Below are 20,232 nucleotides of genomic sequence, written 5' to 3'. Positions count from 1 at the left end.
CTCGCGCCGCTCAGACCGGCATCTGCATGATGTCTTGGTAGGCCTGGACCAGCTTGTTGCGCACCTGGGTCATGGCCTGGAACGACACGCTGGCCTTCTGGCTGGCGATCATCACGTCGGTCAGGTCGACGCCGCTCTGGCCGACCTCGAAGGCGTTGGCCATCGCGGTGGAGGCCTGCTGGGTCTCGTTCACCTTGTCCACGGCCTGGGAGAGCATTTCCGAAAAGCTCGGCGCCCCCACTTCGGCCGGCGCCTGAACCGGTTTGGCCTTGGCCATGGCTTCCATTTGCATGGAACGCATTTCCAGCATCAGACGATTGAACTCGACACCCTGACTCATGACTCTTCCTCCAACAGCCGCGGCTTTTTTGACGCCGCCCGGCACTTTGCAGAGGAGTTGCAACAAGGGTGCCAAGTCGGCCCCAAGGCCCGGCATCGGCGTTCGCCGCCAATGCCCGCGACCGCTGCAGGGTCCGTCCCTGCTCCGGTTATCGGCAGGCGCGCACGCTCGAACAGCCCCGGGCGACGACCGGCGGCGGACGCAAAAGGCCCGCACGAGGCGGGCCTGGGGAACATGGCGAGCACTCAGATGGCGTAGAGATAGGCCTCCACGTCCATCCCCGCGTCGCGCATCTGGGCGAGCTTGTAGCGCAGGGTCCGTGGGCTGATGCCAAGGCGCTCGGCAGCCTCCTTGCGGCGGCCGCGCTCGGTGCGCAGGGTATCGATGATCACCTGGAATTCGCGGCGACGCAGGTCGTCGCCCAGCGCGCCGCTAGCGTCCTGGCCTGCGGCCGGCGACGGAATCTCGACGCTCGGCGGGGTGGCCGGTGGCATTGCCGGCATGGGCACCGGCACCGGGGCCGCGAGCGGCATGCCGATCGGCGCGGTGAGGCACAGGTCGGCGGGCTGGATCAGGCCGCCCTGTTGCAGGATCAACGCACGCTGGATGGCGTTGTCGAGTTCCCGTACGTTGCCCGGCCAGGCATGCCGGACCAGGCACTGGGCGGCCTCGGGGCCGAGCGCCACCGCGCCGAGGTTCATCTTGCGGCTGTGCTTGCGCAGCAGACGCTCGGCCAGCGGCAGGATGTCCGCAGGGCGTTCGCGCAGCGGCCGCCAGGCCAGCGGGAAGACCGACAGGCGATAGTAGAGGTCCTCGCGGAAACGCCCCGCCGCGACTTCCGCCGCGAGGTCGCGGTTGGTCGTGGCAAGCACGCGGATATCCAGGTTGATCGGTTTGCGCGCACCGACCCGCTCCACCTCGCGCTCCTGCAATACGCGCAACAGCTTGGCCTGCAGGCCGAGGGGCATTTCCGATATCTCGTCGAGAAGAATGGTGCCGCCGTCGGCCAGCTCGAACTTGCCGGGCTGGGCGGCAATGGCGCCGGTGAAGGAACCTTTCTCGTGGCCGAACAGGGTGGCCTCGAGCATGTTGTCCGGGATCGCCGCGCAGTTGATCGCGATGAACGGCTTGCCGGCACGCGGCGATTGCTGGTGGATATAGTTGGCCAGGACTTCCTTGCCGGTCCCGGACTCGCCGGAGATCAGCACGGTGGAATCGCTGCGCGCGACCCGCGCGGCCAGTTCCAGCAACTGCCGGCTGGCCGGCTCCAGGGCCACCGGACCATCCTCCTCGCTGCCCGGCAACTGGCCCAGCGCATGGCGCGCCACCAGGTCGAGCAGCGCCCGCGCCTCGAACGGCTTGACCAGGTAGTCGGCGGCGCCCTGGCGCATCGCCTCGACGGCGCGATCGACCGCGCCGTAGGCGGTCATCAGCAACACCGGCAGGTGCGGGTAGCGTGTACGGATCAGGCCGAGCAACTGGTGTCCGTCCATGCCCGGCATGTTCACGTCGCTGATCACCAGGCTGAAGGCTTCGCGGGCCAGGACCGGCAGCGCCGCCTCCGCCGAGTCCACGGCGACGAACTCGTGACCGCCCAGCAGCAGGGTGTCGCTGAGGGCTTCGCGTAGTGCGCGGTCGTCTTCGACCAGCAGGACTTTGGCTGCCATGGGGTTACTCCTGAATCGCAGAAAGAGGCGCCGCCGGAATCAGCGGCAGGATCAAGGTGGCGCAGGTGCCGCGCCCCGGCCGAGAGCGCAACTGCAATTGCCCCTGGTGGGCGCGCGCCACGGCCTTGACCACCGCCAGGCCGAGCCCGGTACCGGTGGTCTTGGTGGTGAAGAAGGGTTCGCCCAGGCGCGCCAGGGTCGCCGGGTCCATACCCGGTCCGTTGTCGCTGACGCTGAGGCGCAGGCTGTCGGCGCGGGCATAGAGATGCACCTTCAGGCGCAGTTCGGGCCCGCAGGCCTGGATCGCGTTCTCCACCAGGTTGAGCACGGTGCCCACCAGGGTGTCGCGATTGCACAGCAGCTCGCCGCCGCGCGCCTCGCACTGCCAACGCACCTGGAGCCCCTGGACATGGACTTCGGCCGCCGCGCGCAGGCTGTCGAACAGCGCCTTCGGCGCCACCCGGTCGGTCAGCGGCAGCTCGCCGCGGGCGAACACCAGCATGTCGCGTACCTGATGCTCCAGTTCGTGCAGGCGCTCCTTCAGGCGCCCGGCGAAGCGTTGCTGCTGGTCGGTCGGCAGCGCCTGCTCGCTGAGGTGCCCGGCATAGAGCAACGCCGCTGACAACGGCGTGCGGATCTGGTGGGCCAGCGAGGCGACCATCCGCCCCAGCGCCGACAGGCGCTCGTGGCGCGCCAGTTGCTCCTGGAGACGGCGGGTATCGGTGAGGTCGTTGAGCAGGATCAGTTGCCCCGGTTCGCCATTCAGCGAGCGGGTGGCGATGGACAGGCGACGTCCGTCGCGCAGGGAAATCTCGTGACCGTCATCCTCGCGCGGAGCGAAGCAGCGGGCGATCACCTCACGCCAGAGCATGCCCACCAACGGCTCGCCAAGCAGGCCCAGGGCCGCCGGGTTGGCCTCGCGGACCACGCCATGGGCATCGATGACGATGACGCCGCCGGGAAGCAGGTCGAGCAGGCTCTGCAAGCGGTTCGCCAGGCGCTCCTTTTCCGCCAGCTCCTCCATGCGCTGCGCGCTGACCAGGGCCAGTTGCCCTTTCAGCTCGGTAACGCGCTCCTCCAGCAGGCTGTAGGACTCGCTGAGCTGGCTGGACATCTGGTTGAACAGCGCGAAGGCCTGCTCGAGGCCGGCGCGGCTGGTGGCCTCGGCCGTATCGGCTGGCTGCTCGGTGAAGGCGTTGAGGGCTGGTTGCATTGCGTTTCTCTCGGTCGGCGCGACGTCATGGTTCTGTCGGTCGACGGAGATATAGCAATACCCGTGCCTAAATTTTTTTCATTTGAAAATCAAAGCGTTGCGAAACGACCTGTCAATCATCCGACAGGTCGTCGTCACGCCGGCTCATGCCGTACTTGCGCATCTTCTCTACCAGCGTGGTGCGGCGGATGCGCAGGCGTTCGGCGGCCCGCGCGACCACTCCGCCGGCGTCGTCGAGGGCCTGCTGGATCAGGCCCTGCTCGAGGTTGGCCAGGTAGTCCTTGAGGTCCAGGCCTTCGGCCGGCAGCATCGCCGGCGCGTCCATTCCCGGCAGCCCGGCGTTGATCGCCGCGCGCTCTTCCAGCTCTTCGCGCAGGCTGCTGGCGAGTTGCTCGTCCTCGTCGTCGACATGGCGGAATTTCTTCGGCAGTTCGCCGACCCCGATCACCCCGTAGGGATGCATGATCGCCAGGCGCTCCACCAGGTTCGCCAGTTCGCGGACGTTGCCCGGCCAGTCGTGGCGGCAGAGCGACATGATTGCCGCCGAGTTGAAGCGGATCGACCCGCGCTTCTCATGCTCCATCCGCGAGATCAGTTCGTTGAGCAGCAGGGCGATGTCTTCCACCCGCTCGCGCAGCGGCGCCATCTCGATGGGGAATACGTTGAGGCGGTAGTAGAGGTCTTCGCGGAAAGTGCCGTCCTCGATCATCTTCTCGAGGTTCTTGTGGGTCGCGGCGATGATCCGCACGTCGACGTTCTGCGTCTTGTTGCTGCCAACCCTTTCGAAGGTGCGCTCCTGCAGCACGCGCAGCAGCTTGACCTGCATCGGCAGCGGCATGTCGCCGATCTCGTCGAGGAACAGGGTGCCGCCGTTGGCCAGCTCGAAACGTCCGGCACGACTGGTGATGGCACCGGTGAAGGCACCCTTCTCGTGGCCGAACAATTCGCTTTCCAGCAGTTCCGCCGGGATCGCCCCGCAGTTCACCGGGACGAAGGGCCCCTCGCGGCGCTTGGAATGGTAATGCAGGTTGCGCGCCACCACTTCCTTGCCGGTGCCGGACTCGCCGAGGATCAGCACGCTGGCATCGGTATCGGCGACCTGCTGCATCATCTGCCGCACCTGCTGGATCGCCCGGCTGGTGCCGACCAGGCTGCGGAACAGGTTCGGCTCGCGGGAACGGCCGCGCTCGCGGGCCTGGTCGTACATCTCGCGGTAGACCTGGGCGCGATGCAGGGAATCGAGCAGCTTGTTGTAGCTGGGCGGCATCTCCAGGCTGGCGAGCACCCGGCGGCGCAGCTCTTCCGGCCAGTCGGCCGGGGCCGGCTCGCCGATCAGCAGGATCGGCAGGTACTCGTCCCAACTGGCCAGTTGCTTCAGCAGCTCTACCGCACCGCCCTTCGACTCGACGCTACCGAGCAGCACGCACAGGGCTTCGCGACTGTTGCTCAGGCCCGCCGCTACCTCTCGCCAATCCTCGCTGTTGCAGGTCAGCTGATCTTCGCCGAGGAAGTTGAGAATGACTGCCAGGTCGCGACTGCGATCGAGATTGTCGTCAATCAGCAAGAGTTTGGTTTCGCGCCACATTTTGATCAGCTGCCTTGCATCGAATGGGTCTCGCTCGACCCGAAAGAGGGCTGGGACTAATGCCTATTTCTAATAAGCAGCCAGCATTTGGCCACTAGTTAAGTCAAATGTGAACGATTAGTCAATTTTATGGCGTGTTTTTTTTGCTGTTTCCGACAGGGAGAGGCAATAAAAAACCCCTACAGACCGCATGGAAAGCAGTACTGGCAGGGGTTTTTGGGGATATGTAAATTTTTCCGAAAAGCCTTGCGCCAAAGTAACGGCACAAAGCCATGAAAAACTTATCCGAACATCTGGTAGACCTTGGCGCCTTTACTCGCACGCTGCAGACCGGTCAGCTCCGCACCGATCGCTTCGCGCTGCTGCCGGCAAGCGCTGAGCATATCGTTGTACAAGCTGAGCAACTGCTCCAGGCTCACGCGCAAGGCCTGCTCGTCGCGCTCGTCATCATGCATGGCCTGGTCGATCTTGACCTGACAGACCTGATCCAGCTCACCGATGGCATCCCAGTTGCCGGCCTGCAACGCATCGGCCAGGGCGAGTCGGGTTTCATCCAGTTGTTGCGTGGCTTGGCTCATAACCGATCCCTTTACATCTCTTTCAGTGCGAAATACCGTCCCAACCGGACTTCACTTCCAACAACAGGGCGCTGACTTCGTCTAGCAGGCTGGTATCGTTGCTGGTATTGGCCTCGACCAGACGAGCGATCATGTACTCGTAGAGACGATCCAGATTGCCGGCTAGCTCGCCACCACGCTCGCTGTCCAGCGCTTCGCGAAGGCCGCCGATGATGCCGATGGCCTTGCCGATCAGGATCCCCTTTTCCGGGATCTGCTCCCGCTCCATCGCACCACGCGCCTGGGCCAGACGCTCCAGACCACCCTGCATGAGCAGTTGGATCAGACGGTGCGGGTTGGCATCGGAAACCTGAGCCTCGATGCTGACCTGCTGGTATTGCTTCATCGCTTTCATCGCGTACATGGACCGCTCCCAGTGGGCTTCGCTATGACCAAGTTATCGGCAAGGAGCGCGGGAGCTTTACGGTGGGCGGGAGGTTTTTTTGCCGGCGATACGGCCTTGGGCCGCACCGCCAGCCAGCGAATCAGGTCTTCTTGCCGCTGCCGTAAGGCAGGCTGGCGAGGTTGTCCGTGATGCTCTTCTGACGCTTGGTCATTTCATCCTGCATCGCGGAAAGCAGGTTGAACTGAGTGGTCAGTTTCTCCTGCAGCGCCGCCAGCCGCTTGGCCAGATCAGCCTTCTGCGTGTCGACGTTGCTGAGGGTCTTCTGCAAGGTCGTGGTGCGCTGGTCGAGAATCCCCTGGGCGTCGGTGTAGGGCTTCATCTTATCGCCCAGGCGCTTGGCCAGGCCGGTATCGCCGGTGAAGTAGCTGGCAACGCCTTCGAAGTCGGCGCTGATCGCCTTGTCGAGCTTCTTCTCGTCGATCTCCAGCGTACCGTCCTTGGTCGTGGTGATTCCGAGGGCGGCAAGGTTGCGTACGCTGCCGTTCTCGTTGGAGGCGATCAGTTCGCTGCGCATGGTGTTGACCAGCGCACGGACGGAGGCATCGCCGAGCAGAGCACCAGTGACCGGATTCTTGTCTTCGCCGACCTTGGTCACCACGGTCTGTTCGTTGATGAACTTGGTGAGGGTGTTGTAGGCCTCGACGAACTTCTTGACGTTGTCCTTCACCCCGGCATCGTCCCGGGAAACAGTCAGGGTGATCGGCTTGCCGGCTTCGGTGACGGCTTTCACGTCGAAGCTGACGCCGTCAATGACGTCGCTCACGCTGTTGGAGGCGATGCTGCGCTTGAGGCCGTCGACGGTGATTTCACCGTTTGCCGCCTTGGTCACGTAGCCGGCAGCGGCGCCGTCGCTGAGCTTGGGAGCCGTCGCGGGATCGAAGGCCAGTTGACTGAGCGACGTATTGCCGCCGCTGCCGTCATCGCTGACCTCGACCTTGATGTCCTTGCCGTCGCCGGTCTTGGTGCTGCTCAGCACCAGACGCGAGCCGGAGTTGTCGGTAATGATGGTGGCGCTGACGCCCGCTTCCTTGCCGGCCTGATTGATGGCGTCACGCATGCCGGCCAGCGTGTTGTTGCTGGAGTCGACGGTGATCGCCGGCAGCTTGGTGTCGCCGACGGAGATGTTCAGCGTACCGCTGTTGAACTTGGCATTGGCCGGGTCGGCGATGGCCTGGAGGGCAATCTTGCTGCTGGTGGCAAGGCTGTTGACCTGGATCTGGTAGGTGCCAGCCACCGCGCTCTGGGTGGCGCTCGCCTTGAGAATGTCTTCGTTGGAAGACTTGGCGGTGCGCGCCATGAACACAGCATTGCTGTTCAGCGCCGTGAGCGCCGTCTGGAACGCGCTGATCGCACTCTTGAACTGGCCCAGGGCAGTGAGACGAGTAGTGGTGGTCTTCTCCAGGGTGGCGAGCTGGTTGGTCTTAGCCGCGCCCTCCAGGTTCACCATCTTGTTCACCAGATCGGTGTAATCGGTCGAGCCTACTCCTATCGAGATACCGGCCATAATCCATCTCCGTCAAAAAACCGTGCATGTACTGCCCTATCCCTTCGATAGGGCAAGCACCATGCCAAGTCGTTCAACCCGCGCGTCAGGCGCGGGTTTCGAACAGGACACTGCGTACGTCGTCGAGCCGGGCGGCAAGTTTTAGTACTTCTTCGGAAGGGATTTGCCGCACGACTTCGCCCGAGTCACCGTCGATCACCTTGACCACGACCTGGCCAGAGGAGTCGTCGATGCTGAAGTTCAAGTTGCGCTTGACGCTCTGCACGAAAGACTGGATGTCGCTGACGGCGAGCCCCAGGTCATCGCGAGATTCGCTGGCCTCCCGGGAAGCCGTCACTTCCGGCAACGGTTTGCCGCTGCCATCCGCTGCGCTGCGCGGCGCAAAGATATCGCCGCTGGCCTCCGGGGCCCTGCCGGTCTTGAACGTAGAAAGGGAAGTGATATTTCCGACGTCCATTTCTCATGCCTCGCAAAGGGAAAAGGGAGGAAGGGTCACCCCTTCCTCCCAGTACCGCGTGAGTGACCGTTCCCGGGCTTAGCGCAGCAGGCTCAGGACCGCCTGCGGCAGCTGGTTGGCCTGGGCCAGGATCGCGGTACCGGCCTGTTGCAGCACCTGATTCTTCGACAGCGCCGCGGTTTCGGCAGCGAAGTCGGTGTCCTTGATGCGGCTACGAGCGTTGGTAGCGTTTTCCGAGATGTTGGTCAGGTTGTCGATAGTGTTCTTGAAGCGGTTCTGAACAGCACCGAGGTCAGCACGCTGGGCGTCGATCGCAGCCAGGGCGTTATCGACTACCGCGATGGCGTTCTGGGCGCCGTCGGCAGTGGAGATGTCGACGCTGGCAACGCTGCTCTTCTGCGCGGCGCTGGCGTTGCCGAAGACCTGCGAAGCCTGGGTGCCGGTACCGCTGACCGAGTAGGCGGTCGGCGAGTTCAGTTGCACGTAGCCGGTCACGATGGTGGTGGTAGCGGCAGTACCGGCAGCTACCACGTTCTTGGCGGCCGCTTCGAACTTGCCGTCGGAACCCTGGACCTTCACTGCGACCTGACCGGCAGTAGCGGTACCGGTCTGCGCACCGAACTTGACGTTCTCGCCGGTAGCGGAGGTGATGGTCAGTACACCCTTGTCGTTGATGCTGGCAGTGATGCCCAGCTTCGACGAGTTGGAGTTCAGTTGGTCGGCCAGATCCTGAGTGGAGGTCACGCCTGCCAGGCTCACGGTGTTGCTGCCAACGGTTACGTCGAAGTTCAGCGAACCACCGGTCACGCCGCTGACATCAGCGGTGAACACGGTACGGGCACGAGCCGACAGGTTCGGGATCGCACCGTCCATCTTCTCGGCGATGGCCTTGGCGCTATCGCCGGCGGCGATGGCGATGTTCTTCACCTGACCGCCACCGACCAGGTTGACGGTGCCCGAGGCGATGCCCGAAGCGGTCGCGGTGCCCGCTACGCTGGCGACGGTACCCGCGCCGTTGCTGCCGACCTGGTAAGAACCGATGGCGCTGGCAGAGGCATTCTGCAGGCTGATGTCAATGGTCTCGTAGGCGTTGGAACCGACCTGGAAGCTGGTGGTGCCGAAGGAGCCGTCGAGCAGCTTGCGGCCACCGAAGGTGGTGGTATCGGAGATACGGGTCAGTTCGGCCTGTTGCGCAGCGACTTCTTTCTGCAGGGCGGCACGGTCGGCGTCGCTGTTGGAGCCGTTGGCGGATTGCAGGGCCAGGTCGCGGATACGCTGCAGGATATTGGTGGACTGCTGCAGGGCACCTTCAGCGGTCTGCGCCAGGGAGATGCCGTCGTTGGCGTTGCGGGTGGCAACGTTCAGACCGCTGATCTGGTTGGACAGGCGGTTGGAGATCTGCAGGCCGGCAGCATCGTCCTTGGCACTGTTGATGCGGTAGCCGGTGGTCAGACGCTGCAACGAGGTGTTGAGGTCGTTGGAAGAAGCATTCAGGTTGCGCTGAGTGTTCAGGGAAGCAATGTTCGTGTTGACTGTAAGGGCCATGGTGATTTCCTCCAAAGGACCTATTTCGGTTACCTGAGCTTGCGATCTCTCGGCCTGCTTGCTCAGGTGCCCCAAGAATTCGCGTTCATGGTGTTTATCGGCGTTTCCCGGCGGAGCTTTAGAGAAAAAATCAACATTTTCTTTTTCTCTTCCTCTTCAGTGGGTTACATGCTTCGAAGAGGACTCGCCAATATCGGTCCTGAACCGCCCCCGGTTGGTCCGGCAGAGGGTGGAAGTTCCGACACCCATTGCATCGACCCCCCGGCGATTTTCTTTAGCCCTCCCGTGCAACAGGGCACGCCGGGCATGAAAAAAGGCCGATGGCTTGCGCCACCGGCCTCGTTCGAGAAAACCCCGGATTCAGTCCGGCAGCCAGGCTGCCGCCCATGCCTCGAGATGCGCGCCTTCGAGCATCCAGTCGCGGCGCACCGCCTCGCGCAACTGCGCGCCGGCTGCGGCGTTGGCGTCCGCATCGGCCAGGTGCGAGCGGATCGCCTCCAGCCAGTCCCTGGAACGGTTCTTCACCCGCGTGACCGGGAGACTGTCGCGATAGCAGAGCACGTCGCTGCAGATCACCGGGAAGCCGAGCACGCCGTACTCCAGGAGGCGCAGGTTGCTCTTGCACTCGTTGAAGCGGTTCTGCTCCAGCGGCGCCAGGGCGAGATCGAGGTCGAGGCTGGCCAGGTAGGCGGGATAGCGTTCGATCTCCACCCCCGGATGGTATTCGCGCACATAGGGACGCAAGGCATCCGGGCAGAATCCGAAGAACACCCAGTCCACCTCGTCCGCCAGCTCGCGCACGACCTCGGCGATCACCTCGAGATCGCCGCCATGGCCGATCCCGCCGGCCCATCCGACCCGTGGCCGCTCTGCGTCCCGGCGCCGACTGGAAAGGTCGCGCCACCAGGGCAACGGAAGGCGGTTCGGCACGACCCGGATGTCCCCGTGCATGCGCCGGAATGCCTCCGCCAACGGTTCGGTCGAGACCACGAAACGGTCCGCCAGGCCCAGGGCACGACCGAGGATCTGGCGAATGTCGCCGGGCATCTCGGCCCGATGCAGGCTCTTCAGCGGCAGCTCGGGCAGATAGTCGTCCAGTTCGTAGACCCGGAAGGCGCGGTTGAACGACTGCATCCGGGAAATGGCCCGCAACTGCTCTTCGCTGATCTGCCGCTGGAGAATCACGCTGTCGACCTCCAGGCGCTCCAACGCCACCGGCTGCAGGAGCGACTCGCTGAGCATGCCGTCCAGCAGGCCGGCGTCGTGCAGCGCGCGGAACGGCTGACGCACGCGATAGTGGCCACAACCGTAGGGATCGGCAGGATGCGCCAGGACCCGCGGCAGCGGCGACCGTCCGAACAGCGGTTGCCAGGCCGGTACCTCGGGGCGCTCCAGGGCGAACCCGGCCCCCTCCAGGCTGAGATTGCGGTTGTACGCGGGATCCCGCGCCAATGCCGGTAGCCAGCGCCGGTAGAGCGACTCATCGGCCTCCATGGAAGGCAGCTCGACGTTTCCGTTCTGGGCCAGGATTGCATAGGGCGTCCACACCGACAGGTAGCCGAGCTGGCGGGCACGCAGGCTGAAATCGACGTCGGCGTGGCCATGAGCGAAGTCGTTCTCGTCGAAGCCGCCGAGTTCGTCGTGCAGCGAGCGCTTGAACAACAGGCAGGAAGCCGACAGAGCCGTGTGATTCTGGACGACCAGCAGGCGATGCATGTAGCCGGCGCTGTCTCCCGCCTCGCCGGCGAACGCGCGGCCCGCCGTGCCGCCCAGGCCAAGCACCAGGCCCGCCTCGCGAATCGTTCCGTCCAGGCCCAGGAGCTTGCCGCCGACCGCCCCGACCTCCGGGCGGTGGCCGTGGTTGAGCAACTCGCGCAACCAGTCCGGACGAAGGGCCACGACCCCCGCCCCCAACGACAGGAGGAATTCGCCTCGGGCCTCGGCCACGCAGAGGTTGAGGCACCCGGCAAGGCTCGAAGCCTGCGGGCTGAGCACCCGGATCTGCTCGCTCCCCAGTCCCTGGACCGCCTCCAGCCAGGCGGCCATGTCGGGCGCCAGCGGGCCGGAGGCGACCAGCAGTAATTCGTAGGACGGGTAGTCGGTGTTCTCCAGGAAGCTTTCCACGCTGCGCTGGAGAGCGCTCAGGCTGTCTCCCACGGGAAGCAGCAGGGACACTGCCGGCGTCCCCGGATAGTCGTAGGCGATGCGGTTGATCACCGCCAGCCGGCCCGGCTCGATTCGATGCGGAACCCCGAGGCGGTTCAGGTGCTCGTCAACCACGCTCGCGATGAACGGGCGCACGGCGGCGCTCGCCAGCCATTCTCCGAAGGCGCGAGCGCTGTGGTAGAGGACCTCGGCGAGATGGCCGATACGATCCAGGCCCTCCCGCTCCGCCAGGCGGAACATGAAGTCCTGCAACGCCAGATCGCCGAAGCCTTCCTGCAAGCCGCCCTGCGCCAGCAAGGCGGCACGCTGGAAGGCCAGGGAACGACCGCAGTAGGGGTAGCTGCGCAGAAGGTCGAGGTTGAAGTCGGGCTTCAGCAACGGTGCCTCGTAGCGTCCGTCGCACACATGGTCTTCATCGCTGTAGCAGCACAGCAGCGCGGTTTCCGTACGGATCTTTTCCGCCAGCAGGAGCAACGCGGAACGCGCCAGTTCGTCTCCGGCATGGATGACGATCAGCCAGTCGGCGTCGCTGGCGGCCGCCGCCAGGTTGATCCGCTCGGCGGCGGAACCACCCTCGGCCAGCCACGCCAGGCCCTTGCGCGCAAACGCCGGGGCTCTGCCCAGTATCCGCGTGCGCCAGGCCGGCAAGGCCTGGCCGTCGATGCTCGCCAGGCTGCGCTGGAGGTCTGCGTCCTCGGCCTCCTCGGCAAGCACCAGGACTTCGATCCGCGAGTCGCGTCGCAAAGCGTCGATGAAGGGACGGTAGCGGGCCGGCTCCACTTCGCGCCCGTGCAGCCAGGTCTCGTATTCGCTGCGGAAGTCCTCCCCCGCCTCCGGGCTCGCTGCGCCGGCCGCGAGGGCCGCGCAATAGTCTCCCGGCGCCGGCTGGAACGCGGTCTGGAGCAGCAGGGAGACCGGCGTGGAAACGCCTTCGAAAGCCGGATAGCTGCCGTCGCACTCCAGTTCGATCGTCATGCCACCGCGTTCGTCACCCCGGAACGGCAGGACCAGCGACTTCGCTCGCGCGTCCTCGACGCTCACGCGGCTGAAGAGCTGGCCGTTGAGGCACACGCGCAACTGGAACGGGAAGCGGTCGTAAAGCTGGCTGGCGAAGGGCGTGACCTGCAGGACGACCTGGCGCTGGCGCAGCGGCAGGCCCGACACGCAAGGAACCGCGCGCAGCCGAGCGCGCGCGCAGAGCATATGCACGTCGCCCTGGCGCAACAGTCCCTCTTCGGCGAACAGGTTCAACTGCCCGACGGGCCATTCGACCGGCGCCTCGGCTGCCGCCACGGCGCGCAGCCACAACGGCTGCTCCGCTTCGTCCGGCAGGTCGGCCAGTTCCTCGCGCAACAGCGCGGGCGCCAGCAGACGCCAGGCCGGCTTCGGCTGCAGGCGGGCGAGCAACCTGTGCAGGCGGCGAGCGCTCCAGTCGGTTTCGCCAGCGGGCCCGGCCTCGCGCTCTTCCAACGCCAGCCGGGCATGCCGCAACTGGCCCATGGCGATGGCCGGCAGGAGCGCGCTTACCTGATGCGCGCTGCCCGGCAGCAACTGGCCGTCGTCTTCCACCAGAAGCACCGCCGAAGCCCTGCGTTCGAGCGTGGCAGCCTCCGCGTCGCACCAGGCCCGCCACGAATCGAAGCGCCGCACGTCGGCCGGCAATGCCGCGCCGGACGGAGCGATCAGGTCGATACGGCGATGGGCGAAGCAGGCCGCATAATGTTCGGCCAGGCGCTGCCCGCCATCCGCAGCGGCCCGCGCGTCGAGCACGATCTGCAAGCGCGGCGCCTCGGCGATCGCTGCGGCGACCCTCTGGACGCTGCGTCCGTCGCGAAACCGGCCGTACAGCTGCTGCGTGCGGTTCTCCTGGGTATCGCGACTCTCCGCGTGCCGGGTAAAGGCATTGGCCAGCAGGTCGAGCAGTTGCTCGTCGTCGGCGAACTCCAGTCCGATATCGCGCCAGGCGTTCCCTGGAGCCTCCGGGTTGTAGGCCCAGCGGGCGATCCGCTGTTCGCGGGAGAACAGCAGGATCGGTCGGTCGAGCGTCATGAACTCGAAGATCAGCGAAGAACGGTCCGCCAGCAGAATGTCGGCTTCGGCGAAGCTGGCCGCGATGCTCGCCTCGGGGTCGTCCACCAGAGTGACCAGCGGGTCCGTGCGTGACTGTTCGCGCCAGAGCTTCATGAGGTCGCGGAACAGATCCTTGTCGCTGACGAACGCATGTTCGTGCTGGACGATGGCGGGATGCGGCTTGATGATGATCCGCGACGCGGGATAGACCTTGCGGATCAATGCCACCACACGCTCGCCGAGGTGGACGGCGGCGCTGATCTCGGGGTTGTAGGTGGGGGCGAAGAGGATGGTCGGCGCGTTCTCCGCCGGGGTTCTCGCGGGCAGCCGGAACACCTCGTCGCACCAGGCGTTGCCGGTCAGCAGGAAACCGTTGCGCGGCATCACCGAGGAAGCCAGGGTGTCGTCGATGTCCCAGGCGCTGCCGCACAGATAGTCGGCGTAGCGGTAGGTGCCCTCGGCGAATCCGTAGCGGGTGACCGAGCCATGGCGCATGCCGACCAGCAATACGTTGTGCGCATCGCAGTAGTCGCGCCAGAACTCCACCGACCAGCCGTCGGCCACCGCTATCACGTCCGGTTTCCAGGCCATGACTTCATCGATGTCGAGGCTCAGGAGGCTGTCCTCGAAACACTCGGCCAAAGGACGCAACGAGCGGTAGTGGAAAGGCATGTTGCCGTAACAGGCGACCCTCAGGCCCGAGTAGCGCTGCATGCGCGCAACCGCCAGGTCCTGCCGGAACAGTTGCAGCACCCGCTGGCGTCCGCCGTCGTCCGGCGCGCCCAGGCGCAGTTCCGCGACCTGCCGCAAGCCCAGGGAAAGCGCCAGGCGGGCCTGCGCCTGGGGACTCCGGCAAGCGCCTGCGGCGCATACCGAGAGAGCCTCCTCCAGCAGCAGCCAGCCGCGATCCTCCAGGCTCTCCACCGCGCGCAGGAGCAGGCGCATGGCCTGCCAGTCGTCCGCCACGCCTCCCACCGCCCCGCCCAGGCAAGCCAGGCGGAAACGCTCGTTGCCAGGCAGCTCGCCAGCGACGGAAGCCTCGACGACCTTGTGTGCGCCCCCGGCGAACGGCGCGCCGTCCAGCCCGGAAACCCAGACCGCGTCCCCCTCCTCCAGCACCGGCAAGACCTGCCGCTGCAGCCAGGCCAATCGCTTCCCGGCATCCCCGCCGTCGCGCCGGCCGGGTTCGCTCACGCTGTCCTCAATCATTCAGGTTCCAGTTATTCAGGTGCACGCGCCGCGCCATATCCAGGTCGCTGGCGGTATCGATGTCGAAGGCGTCGAGTTCCTGCGCGGGCAGCGGCAGGTACGGTTCGAGCGCCTGGTACACGTATATCGGCCGGTCCACCACCATGTCCGGCCGGAGAATCGCGATACCCGTCCATTCGTAGGCGTGCTGCGGCTCGCGGGTGAAAGCGGTGACCGCCTCGCCACCCGCGTCCAGCAGAACGCGCACGCCATCGCTGGTGGTGTAGCGCGAGACGCCGATCAGGCCCGCCTGCCCGGCGGCAGCGCGGAGAAAGCGTTCGAACGAGCGATTCTCGATGAAGGTGTCGCCATCCACGGCGAGGAAGCGCCGGTCGAGATAGCGCGAAACCCGGTGGATGCTCTGCAAGGTATTGGTTCGGTCGAAATCGGGGTTGCGCACGATGATCGCGTCCCTGCGCAGGTTGCGCACCTGCTCGATGACCAGTTCCTCCTGGAACCCCACCACGACCCAGACGTTCGGGATCTCCGCCAGGCGCTCGAGGTGCTGGGCCAGCAGCGTCTTGCCACCAACCTCGACCAGGCACTTGGGTTTGTTCAGTCCCAGACGAGAGCCGATGCCCGCCGCGCTGATCACAGCATGTTCAATAGGCGACACAGGGCTTCTCCTTCATGGACCACGAAATCGCTCAGGCCGGTCAGCACCCGGTTCGGCACATGCACTCCGCCGTAGGCCACGCGCAGATCGGCGGCCTCGAACATCGGCACGTCGTTCATCCCTTCGCCGACAGCGACGATGCGCTCGAACTCGCCGCGCAGGGAGGTCACCGCGTCGCCCTTGTGGAGGATCTCCTCGACTCCCTCCAGACGTCCGTCGCGCATCCGCGCCCGCGAGGTGAAGCTGCGCACTCCGAGGCGTTCGAGCACCGGCTCGACCCAGAGGTCCAGGTTGCCGGTCACGACGAAGCATTGCCGAGGGCGCGCGGAAATGAACGCCTGGATATGCGGGTCCAGCTCCACCTGCTGACGCAGGGCGCTGTGGATCCACTCCAGGTTCGCGTCGCGCAGCAAGCGGACACGCAGCTTGAAGGATTTGTCGAACGGCAGGAAACCGTCGATGGTGGCCTGGGTCAGCACCTCGATCTCGTCTTCGAGACCGACGGACGACGCGATCAGCGGCAACAGTTCCTGACGGGTCAGGGTTCCATCCAGGTCGAAGCAGTAGGCAGTGCGCACAGAGTCATCCCCGTCGCTGCAGGATCATGAAGTACTGGCGGGTCTCCACACGCTTTTCCAGCGCTTCGGCGAACAGGCAGTCCTCTTCGAGAATCGCAGGCCCTTCCCCTCCGCCGGCCTGTACGAGCATGTCCTTGAGTTCGGCGACGGTGCGATAGACCGCCGAATACTCGTGTTCAAGTTCCTTCGAAAAGAAGCGATCCAGGGTCAGGCGCTGTTCCACGGCTACCGGTTCGCGCAGGTAGATCCGCCCGCCCGGTGCGCACAGCTGCAGCGCCTGGCGCAACAGTTCCTGGCAGTCGCTGTCGTTGAGATAGATGAGTAGTCCCGAGACCAGCAGCAGGTCGTAGGGAGGACTGAGCGCCAGCTCGGCGGGACGGATGTCGGTCGCCGACATCCGCTGGAAAAGCAGCCGCTCGTAGCCGCGCTGCCGTGCCTCGTCGCAGGCTTTCTCCACCAGCGCGGCGGAGAAGTCGATGCCCAGGTAATCGGCCTGCGGCGCTTCCTCGGCCAGCAGCCAGCCCCAGCGCCCGATACCGCAGCCGATGTCGAGGACCCGCCGGGCCATACCGAGGGCGAGTCCCGGAGCGACGCGCAGTTTCTCGCGCCGATCGCGCTCCTCGACCAGTTCCGGCTGCTGGTCCTGATACATCGTCGAACTCAGGGCATTGCGATATTCGCGGGCGGCCCGACCTTCGAAGAAAGCCAGCGTGCTTTCGTAGTCGATAGCGACAGGCCTGCCCTTTATCCGTTGTTTGTCGGTCATTCCGTAGCCTGCTGTCGACTCCGCGCCCCTACAGGGCTATCGCTTGTCATCCGCTTAACTCAGGTAGTTGAACAGGCTCAAGCCGCGAATCTTGACGAAACTCTGCTGCGCCGCATCCATGATGGTGGATTGCAGGGTCAGCCGTGACAGCGCTTCAGGGTAGTCCAGATCCTGGATCTGCGAGATCACGGCGGTATTCACCAGGGTCACGTCGTCGATGAAGGTTTCCGTCGATTCGGCGACGTTCATCCGCGCGCCGATGCGTCCCTGGCCCGTGAGGATCTGCGAGTTCGAAGAGTCCAGGTTGGAGATCGCCACCCCCACCGCGTCGCGGATAGCCAGGTTTCCAGCCGGCGTGTCCTCGGCGCTGAGCAGGGCCTTGCGCAAGTCCGACACGGTATTGAGCAAGCTGCGCTTTTCCTGGTCCGGCTGGCGCTTGATACTGAAGGTGTCGCCGCCCTGCGGCTCGCCGTCGATCTGTACCTTGACGCCGCCGAAGGTGATGAAGTCGCTGGTCTGGGCGTTGTCGTCGATCTTGCCGCTGGCGAGCGTGGCGAAGCTCGGCGGGTTGGGGTCGCTGGTGCTCCAGTCGTAGCCCGGCGGGATCGTCTTGAGGTCGTAGACCACGTAGTTCTTCGCGTCGGTGAAGTGGATACCGACGCCATCGCTGGCCAGCGGTGGCGTGCTCGACGGGAACACAGTGTCGTAGGCTTCCTTGTCCGTCACCAGGCCCAGGGAGATGCTGCTGTCGCTGGGGTTGCCGCTGGCGTCCAGGCCTGCGGCGCCCTTGCCGGTGGAGACCCGGTTGGCGTTGCTGCCGCTTTCGAAAAGGATCTTGCCGTTGTCGCTGATGGCAATGAAGGTGCTGCTGGCGATCTGTACCTCACGCTGGCCTTCGTCGCCGTTGTAGGAGTAGGTACCGTCCGGGTTGCGAACGAACGGCTGGGTATCGCCCTGGCTGCCGGAGAACAAGTACTTGCCGCTGGCATCGCGGCTGTTGAGCAGGTTCAGCAGTTCGTCCTCGCGCTGCGCCAGTTCGGTGGCCAGCGCGTTCTTGTCCGAGGCGTCGAGGCCGCCGTTGCCGGCCTGCACGGCGATCTCGCGGATACGATGGATGACCGTGCCGACCGAATTGAGGATGGTCTCCTCCTGCTGCAGGCTGTTCTTCGCTGCCGTGATGCCCGATTTGTACTGACTGTTGAGCGCCTGCTCCTGGTTCAGCTGAAGCAGCCGGACGGCGCCGACCGGGTCGTCGGCCGGGGTCAGCAGGCGCTTGCCGGCACTGATTTCGGCCTGGGTGCGCGTCAGGTCGGCATAGTTGCGGGAGATGCCACTGACCGAGTTGTTGAAAGCCTGGATCGTTGAAATGCGCATGACGACGGTCTCTCGGTTAAGGCGCTCAGCGGAACGCGCCTATCAGGGTATCGAACAGCGAGCGGGCAACTTGAATGACCTGGGCCGACGCGCTGTAGTACTGCTGGAACTGGATCAGGTTGGCCGCCTCTTCGTCGAGGCTCACCCCGGACAGCGAGTCGCGGCTGTCCTGCGCCTGCTTGAGCACGGTCTGCGAGGCGTCGGCGCTGGCGCGCGCCTGGGCGGTCAGGGTGCCGACCCGCTCCACCAGCCCACCGTAGGCGTCGTTGTAGGTAGACCCCGTGCTGCCGGTACCGCCCACCGTCGGCTTGGTCTGCAAGGCATTCAGGTTGAGGGCGTTGCGGTTGTCCGAAATGCCGTCCTTGTTGAAGCTCAGGGTGAAACTGTCGCCAGTCTGCGGCACGTTGGACAGGTTGAACTCGTAGGTATAGGTCTGGCCGCTGCCCGGATCGGTATAGGCCATGCGCACGCTGTTGCTGGTACCGCTGTTCAGCGTCGGACTGCCGGGCAGCGCGTTGCCGTCCTTGTCGACATAACTCCAACCGGCCGGCAGCGGCGAGGTCATGGTGTAGGTCTTGCCATCCGCGCTGACCGTCGCGCTCAGCGGCAGACCATTGGCGCCGAAGGCGTTCTGCAGAACCGCCGGATCGATCGGCGACGGTCCGCCGACCAGGTTCGGCTGGCCGATGGCGCCGCTGCCGCGGTTGTTGGTGGTCGCCTCGGCGCGAGCGGACCCGGCGAAAGCCAGTTGCGAAGCGTTCTTCAGGGTTGTCTCGATATCGCTGGCGCCGCGCCGGGTCGGCTGCAGGGTGAAGCGGTCGCCCGCGGCCGGCAGTTGGTCGAGGGTCACGCTGAAGCCCTGGTCGACGCCGTTGGCATCCTTGAACGAGAGGGTGTAGGGACCGGTACCGCTGACCGTGACCTGCATGCTTGCGTCGTCGCCCAGGCGCCGCGCGGTGAAATTGGTGCCGTCGAAGTCCAGGCGGAAATCGCTGGAATTCAGCTTGCTGGTATCGGTGATGTTCAGGTTGGCGTGGACATTGCCGGTGTTGCCGTTCTTCGCCAGGACCCGCAGCGCCGTGATGTCCGGATCGTTGATGTCGCCGAACAGGTTGGCGCCGGCCTTGCCCGCCAGGTCCAGGCCCTGCCCCAGTTGCTTGTTGACGGTATCGGCGAAGGTCAGCGCAAGTTGGCCGAGCTTGTTGTAGGAGCTATCCAGGACGGTATCGCGATACGCCAGCAGGCCGCCCATCTGCCCGCCGGAGACCAACCGGGTCACGTTTTGCGTGGAGTCGCCAAGCGTGAGCTGCACCTGGTAGCGGGTCGGGTCGTCCAGCCCCGGCACCACGCTCAGCGTCGAAACGGTATTGCCCACCACCAACGGCTGGCCGCTGCCGATGAACAGGCTGACGCTGTTGTCGTCCTGGGTGACCGCGGTCACGCCGACCATCTCGGAGAGCTTGCGCACCGCTTCGTCGCGCGCGTCCAGCAGATCGTTGGGCACGGCCCCGGCGGATTTCGCCTTGGCGATGGCATCGTTGTACTCGGCCACGCTCTGGCTGAGATTGTTCACCTGCGAGGTCAGGGCACCCAACTGCTGGTTGATCAGGCTGTTCTGCTTGTCCAGTTGGTCGTAGAGGGTATTGAAGGTCTTGCTCAGGCCCTGCGCCTGGGCCAGCACCGCCTCGCGCGCCTCGGTCGAGGACGGGTTCTGCGCAGCGGTCTGCAAGGCGGAAAAGAAACGCTGCATCGCCGGGCTGACCCCGGTGGTGTTATCCGCCAGCAGCGAGTTGAGCTGGTCGATCTGGCCCAGGAAAGCGTTCAGCTCGCTGTTCTGGCTGGTGGCGTTGCGCAACTGGCCGGTGAGGAAGTCGCTGGCCAGGCGGCGCACGTCGACGATCTGGCTGCCCGAGCCCATGTAGCCGGCACCGCTGAACTGCGGGATCCGGGTCTGCTGGATGGCATCCTGGCGGCTGTAGCCCGGCGTCTTGACGTTGGTGATGTTGTGCCCGGTGACAGTCAGCCAGGTCTGGCTGGTGCCGAGGCCGGACAGGCCTATCGAGAGTAGGTCGGACATGGG

15 protein-coding genes are annotated in these 20,232 nt (G+C 65.2%); all 15 read right to left on the bottom strand.

The features are described from left to right. Positions 1-10: 10 nt before the first annotated feature. Positions 11-340, bottom strand: coding sequence for a flagellar hook-basal body complex protein FliE (fliE, locus tag HMPREF1224_RS36245; protein WP_003086454.1), 330 nt, complete (start codon positions 338-340; stop codon positions 11-13). 245 nt (positions 341-585) lie between these two features. Beyond that, positions 586-2,007, bottom strand: a complete 1,422-nt coding sequence (gene fleR, locus HMPREF1224_RS36240) for a sigma-54-dependent response regulator transcription factor FleR (RefSeq protein WP_003082202.1) — start codon at positions 2,005-2,007, stop codon at positions 586-588. 4 nt (positions 2,008-2,011) lie between these two features. Then, positions 2,012-3,220, bottom strand: a complete 1,209-nt coding sequence (gene fleS / locus HMPREF1224_RS36235; RefSeq protein ID WP_003086450.1) for a sensor histidine kinase FleS — start codon at positions 3,218-3,220, stop codon at positions 2,012-2,014. Between the two features lie 112 nt (positions 3,221-3,332). Beyond that, the gene (gene fleQ, locus HMPREF1224_RS36230) at positions 3,333-4,805 is read right to left on the bottom strand and encodes a transcriptional regulator FleQ (protein WP_003086448.1); all 1,473 of its coding nucleotides are present in this window, start codon (positions 4,803-4,805) and stop codon (positions 3,333-3,335) included. Between the two features lie 281 nt (positions 4,806-5,086). Then, positions 5,087-5,383 (bottom strand): pili length/flagellar attachment protein FleP, encoded by a 297-nt coding sequence (gene fleP / locus HMPREF1224_RS36225; RefSeq protein WP_003082194.1) that lies wholly within the window; start codon positions 5,381-5,383, stop codon positions 5,087-5,089. A 22-nt stretch (positions 5,384-5,405) separates the two neighbouring features. After that, on the bottom strand, positions 5,406-5,786 hold the full coding sequence (gene fliS / locus HMPREF1224_RS36220; protein ID WP_003082192.1) for a flagellar export chaperone FliS: 381 nt from the start codon (positions 5,784-5,786) through the stop codon (positions 5,406-5,408). A 121-nt stretch (positions 5,787-5,907) separates the two neighbouring features. Continuing rightward, positions 5,908-7,332 carry a flagellar filament capping protein FliD gene (gene fliD, locus HMPREF1224_RS36215; RefSeq protein WP_003082190.1) on the bottom strand — a complete coding sequence of 475 codons (1,425 nt, stop codon included), beginning with the start codon at positions 7,330-7,332 and terminating at the stop codon, positions 5,908-5,910. An 85-nt stretch (positions 7,333-7,417) separates the two neighbouring features. Further along, the gene (locus HMPREF1224_RS36210; RefSeq protein ID WP_003082188.1) at positions 7,418-7,789 is read right to left on the bottom strand and encodes a flagellar protein FlaG; all 372 of its coding nucleotides are present in this window, start codon (positions 7,787-7,789) and stop codon (positions 7,418-7,420) included. A 78-nt stretch (positions 7,790-7,867) separates the two neighbouring features. Then, on the bottom strand, positions 7,868-9,334 hold the full coding sequence (fliC, locus tag HMPREF1224_RS36205; RefSeq protein WP_003112503.1) for a B-type flagellin: 1,467 nt from the start codon (positions 9,332-9,334) through the stop codon (positions 7,868-7,870). A gap of 360 nt (positions 9,335-9,694) precedes the next feature. Next, positions 9,695-14,779 (bottom strand): CDP-glycerol glycerophosphotransferase family protein, encoded by a 5,085-nt coding sequence (locus HMPREF1224_RS36200; protein WP_010793909.1) that lies wholly within the window; start codon positions 14,777-14,779, stop codon positions 9,695-9,697. Further along, positions 14,772-15,434, bottom strand: a complete 663-nt coding sequence (locus HMPREF1224_RS36195; protein ID WP_003082180.1) for a phosphocholine cytidylyltransferase family protein — start codon at positions 15,432-15,434, stop codon at positions 14,772-14,774. The genes HMPREF1224_RS36200 and HMPREF1224_RS36195 overlap by 8 nt, the downstream gene beginning before the upstream one ends. Beyond that, the gene (locus tag HMPREF1224_RS36190; RefSeq protein ID WP_003082178.1) at positions 15,410-16,012 is read right to left on the bottom strand and encodes an HAD-IB family phosphatase; all 603 of its coding nucleotides are present in this window, start codon (positions 16,010-16,012) and stop codon (positions 15,410-15,412) included. The genes HMPREF1224_RS36195 and HMPREF1224_RS36190 overlap by 25 nt, the downstream gene beginning before the upstream one ends. A gap of 4 nt (positions 16,013-16,016) precedes the next feature. Then, positions 16,017-16,778: a class I SAM-dependent methyltransferase gene (locus tag HMPREF1224_RS36185; RefSeq protein WP_003082176.1), complete on the bottom strand. Its 762-nt coding sequence runs from the start codon at positions 16,776-16,778 to the stop codon at positions 16,017-16,019. Positions 16,779-16,832: 54 nt separating this feature from the next. After that, entirely contained in the window at positions 16,833-18,152 is a 1,320-nt protein-coding gene (gene flgL / locus HMPREF1224_RS36180; RefSeq protein ID WP_003082175.1) for a flagellar hook-associated protein FlgL, read from the bottom strand. A 25-nt stretch (positions 18,153-18,177) separates the two neighbouring features. Continuing rightward, on the bottom strand, positions 18,178-20,229 hold the full coding sequence (gene flgK / locus HMPREF1224_RS36175) for a flagellar hook-associated protein FlgK (RefSeq protein WP_003082174.1): 2,052 nt from the start codon (positions 20,227-20,229) through the stop codon (positions 18,178-18,180). Positions 20,230-20,232: the final 3 nt, after the last annotated feature.

Origin of the sequence: Pseudomonas sp. P179, from assembly GCF_000478485.2 — a bacterium.
GTDB classification, from domain to species: Bacteria; Pseudomonadota; Gammaproteobacteria; order Pseudomonadales; family Pseudomonadaceae; genus Pseudomonas; species Pseudomonas aeruginosa.
Note: the sequence above shows the minus strand (reverse complement) of the source record. Positions and strands in the feature narration are given on the sequence as shown.

Coding starts and splice junctions, on each gene's coding strand:
- fleP (WP_003082194.1), bottom strand. CDS start 5,383: ATGAGCCAAGCCACGCAACAACTGGATGAAACCCGACTCGCCCTGGCC.
- HMPREF1224_RS36185 (WP_003082176.1), bottom strand. CDS start 16,778: ATGACCGACAAACAACGGATAAAGGGCAGGCCTGTCGCTATCGACTAC.
- fleS (WP_003086450.1), bottom strand. CDS start 3,220: ATGCAACCAGCCCTCAACGCCTTCACCGAGCAGCCAGCCGATACGGCC.
- fliC (WP_003112503.1), bottom strand. CDS start 9,334: ATGGCCCTTACAGTCAACACGAACATTGCTTCCCTGAACACTCAGCGC.
- HMPREF1224_RS36210 (WP_003082188.1), bottom strand. CDS start 7,789: ATGGACGTCGGAAATATCACTTCCCTTTCTACGTTCAAGACCGGCAGG.
- HMPREF1224_RS36200 (WP_010793909.1), bottom strand. CDS start 14,779: ATGATTGAGGACAGCGTGAGCGAACCCGGCCGGCGCGACGGCGGGGAT.
- fliS (WP_003082192.1), bottom strand. CDS start 5,786: ATGTACGCGATGAAAGCGATGAAGCAATACCAGCAGGTCAGCATCGAG.
- flgL (WP_003082175.1), bottom strand. CDS start 18,152: ATGCGCATTTCAACGATCCAGGCTTTCAACAACTCGGTCAGTGGCATC.
- fliE (WP_003086454.1), bottom strand. CDS start 340: ATGAGTCAGGGTGTCGAGTTCAATCGTCTGATGCTGGAAATGCGTTCC.
- fliD (WP_003082190.1), bottom strand. CDS start 7,332: ATGGCCGGTATCTCGATAGGAGTAGGCTCGACCGATTACACCGATCTG.
- fleQ (WP_003086448.1), bottom strand. CDS start 4,805: ATGTGGCGCGAAACCAAACTCTTGCTGATTGACGACAATCTCGATCGC.
- fleR (WP_003082202.1), bottom strand. CDS start 2,007: ATGGCAGCCAAAGTCCTGCTGGTCGAAGACGACCGCGCACTACGCGAA.
- flgK (WP_003082174.1), bottom strand. CDS start 20,229: ATGTCCGACCTACTCTCGATAGGCCTGTCCGGCCTCGGCACCAGCCAG.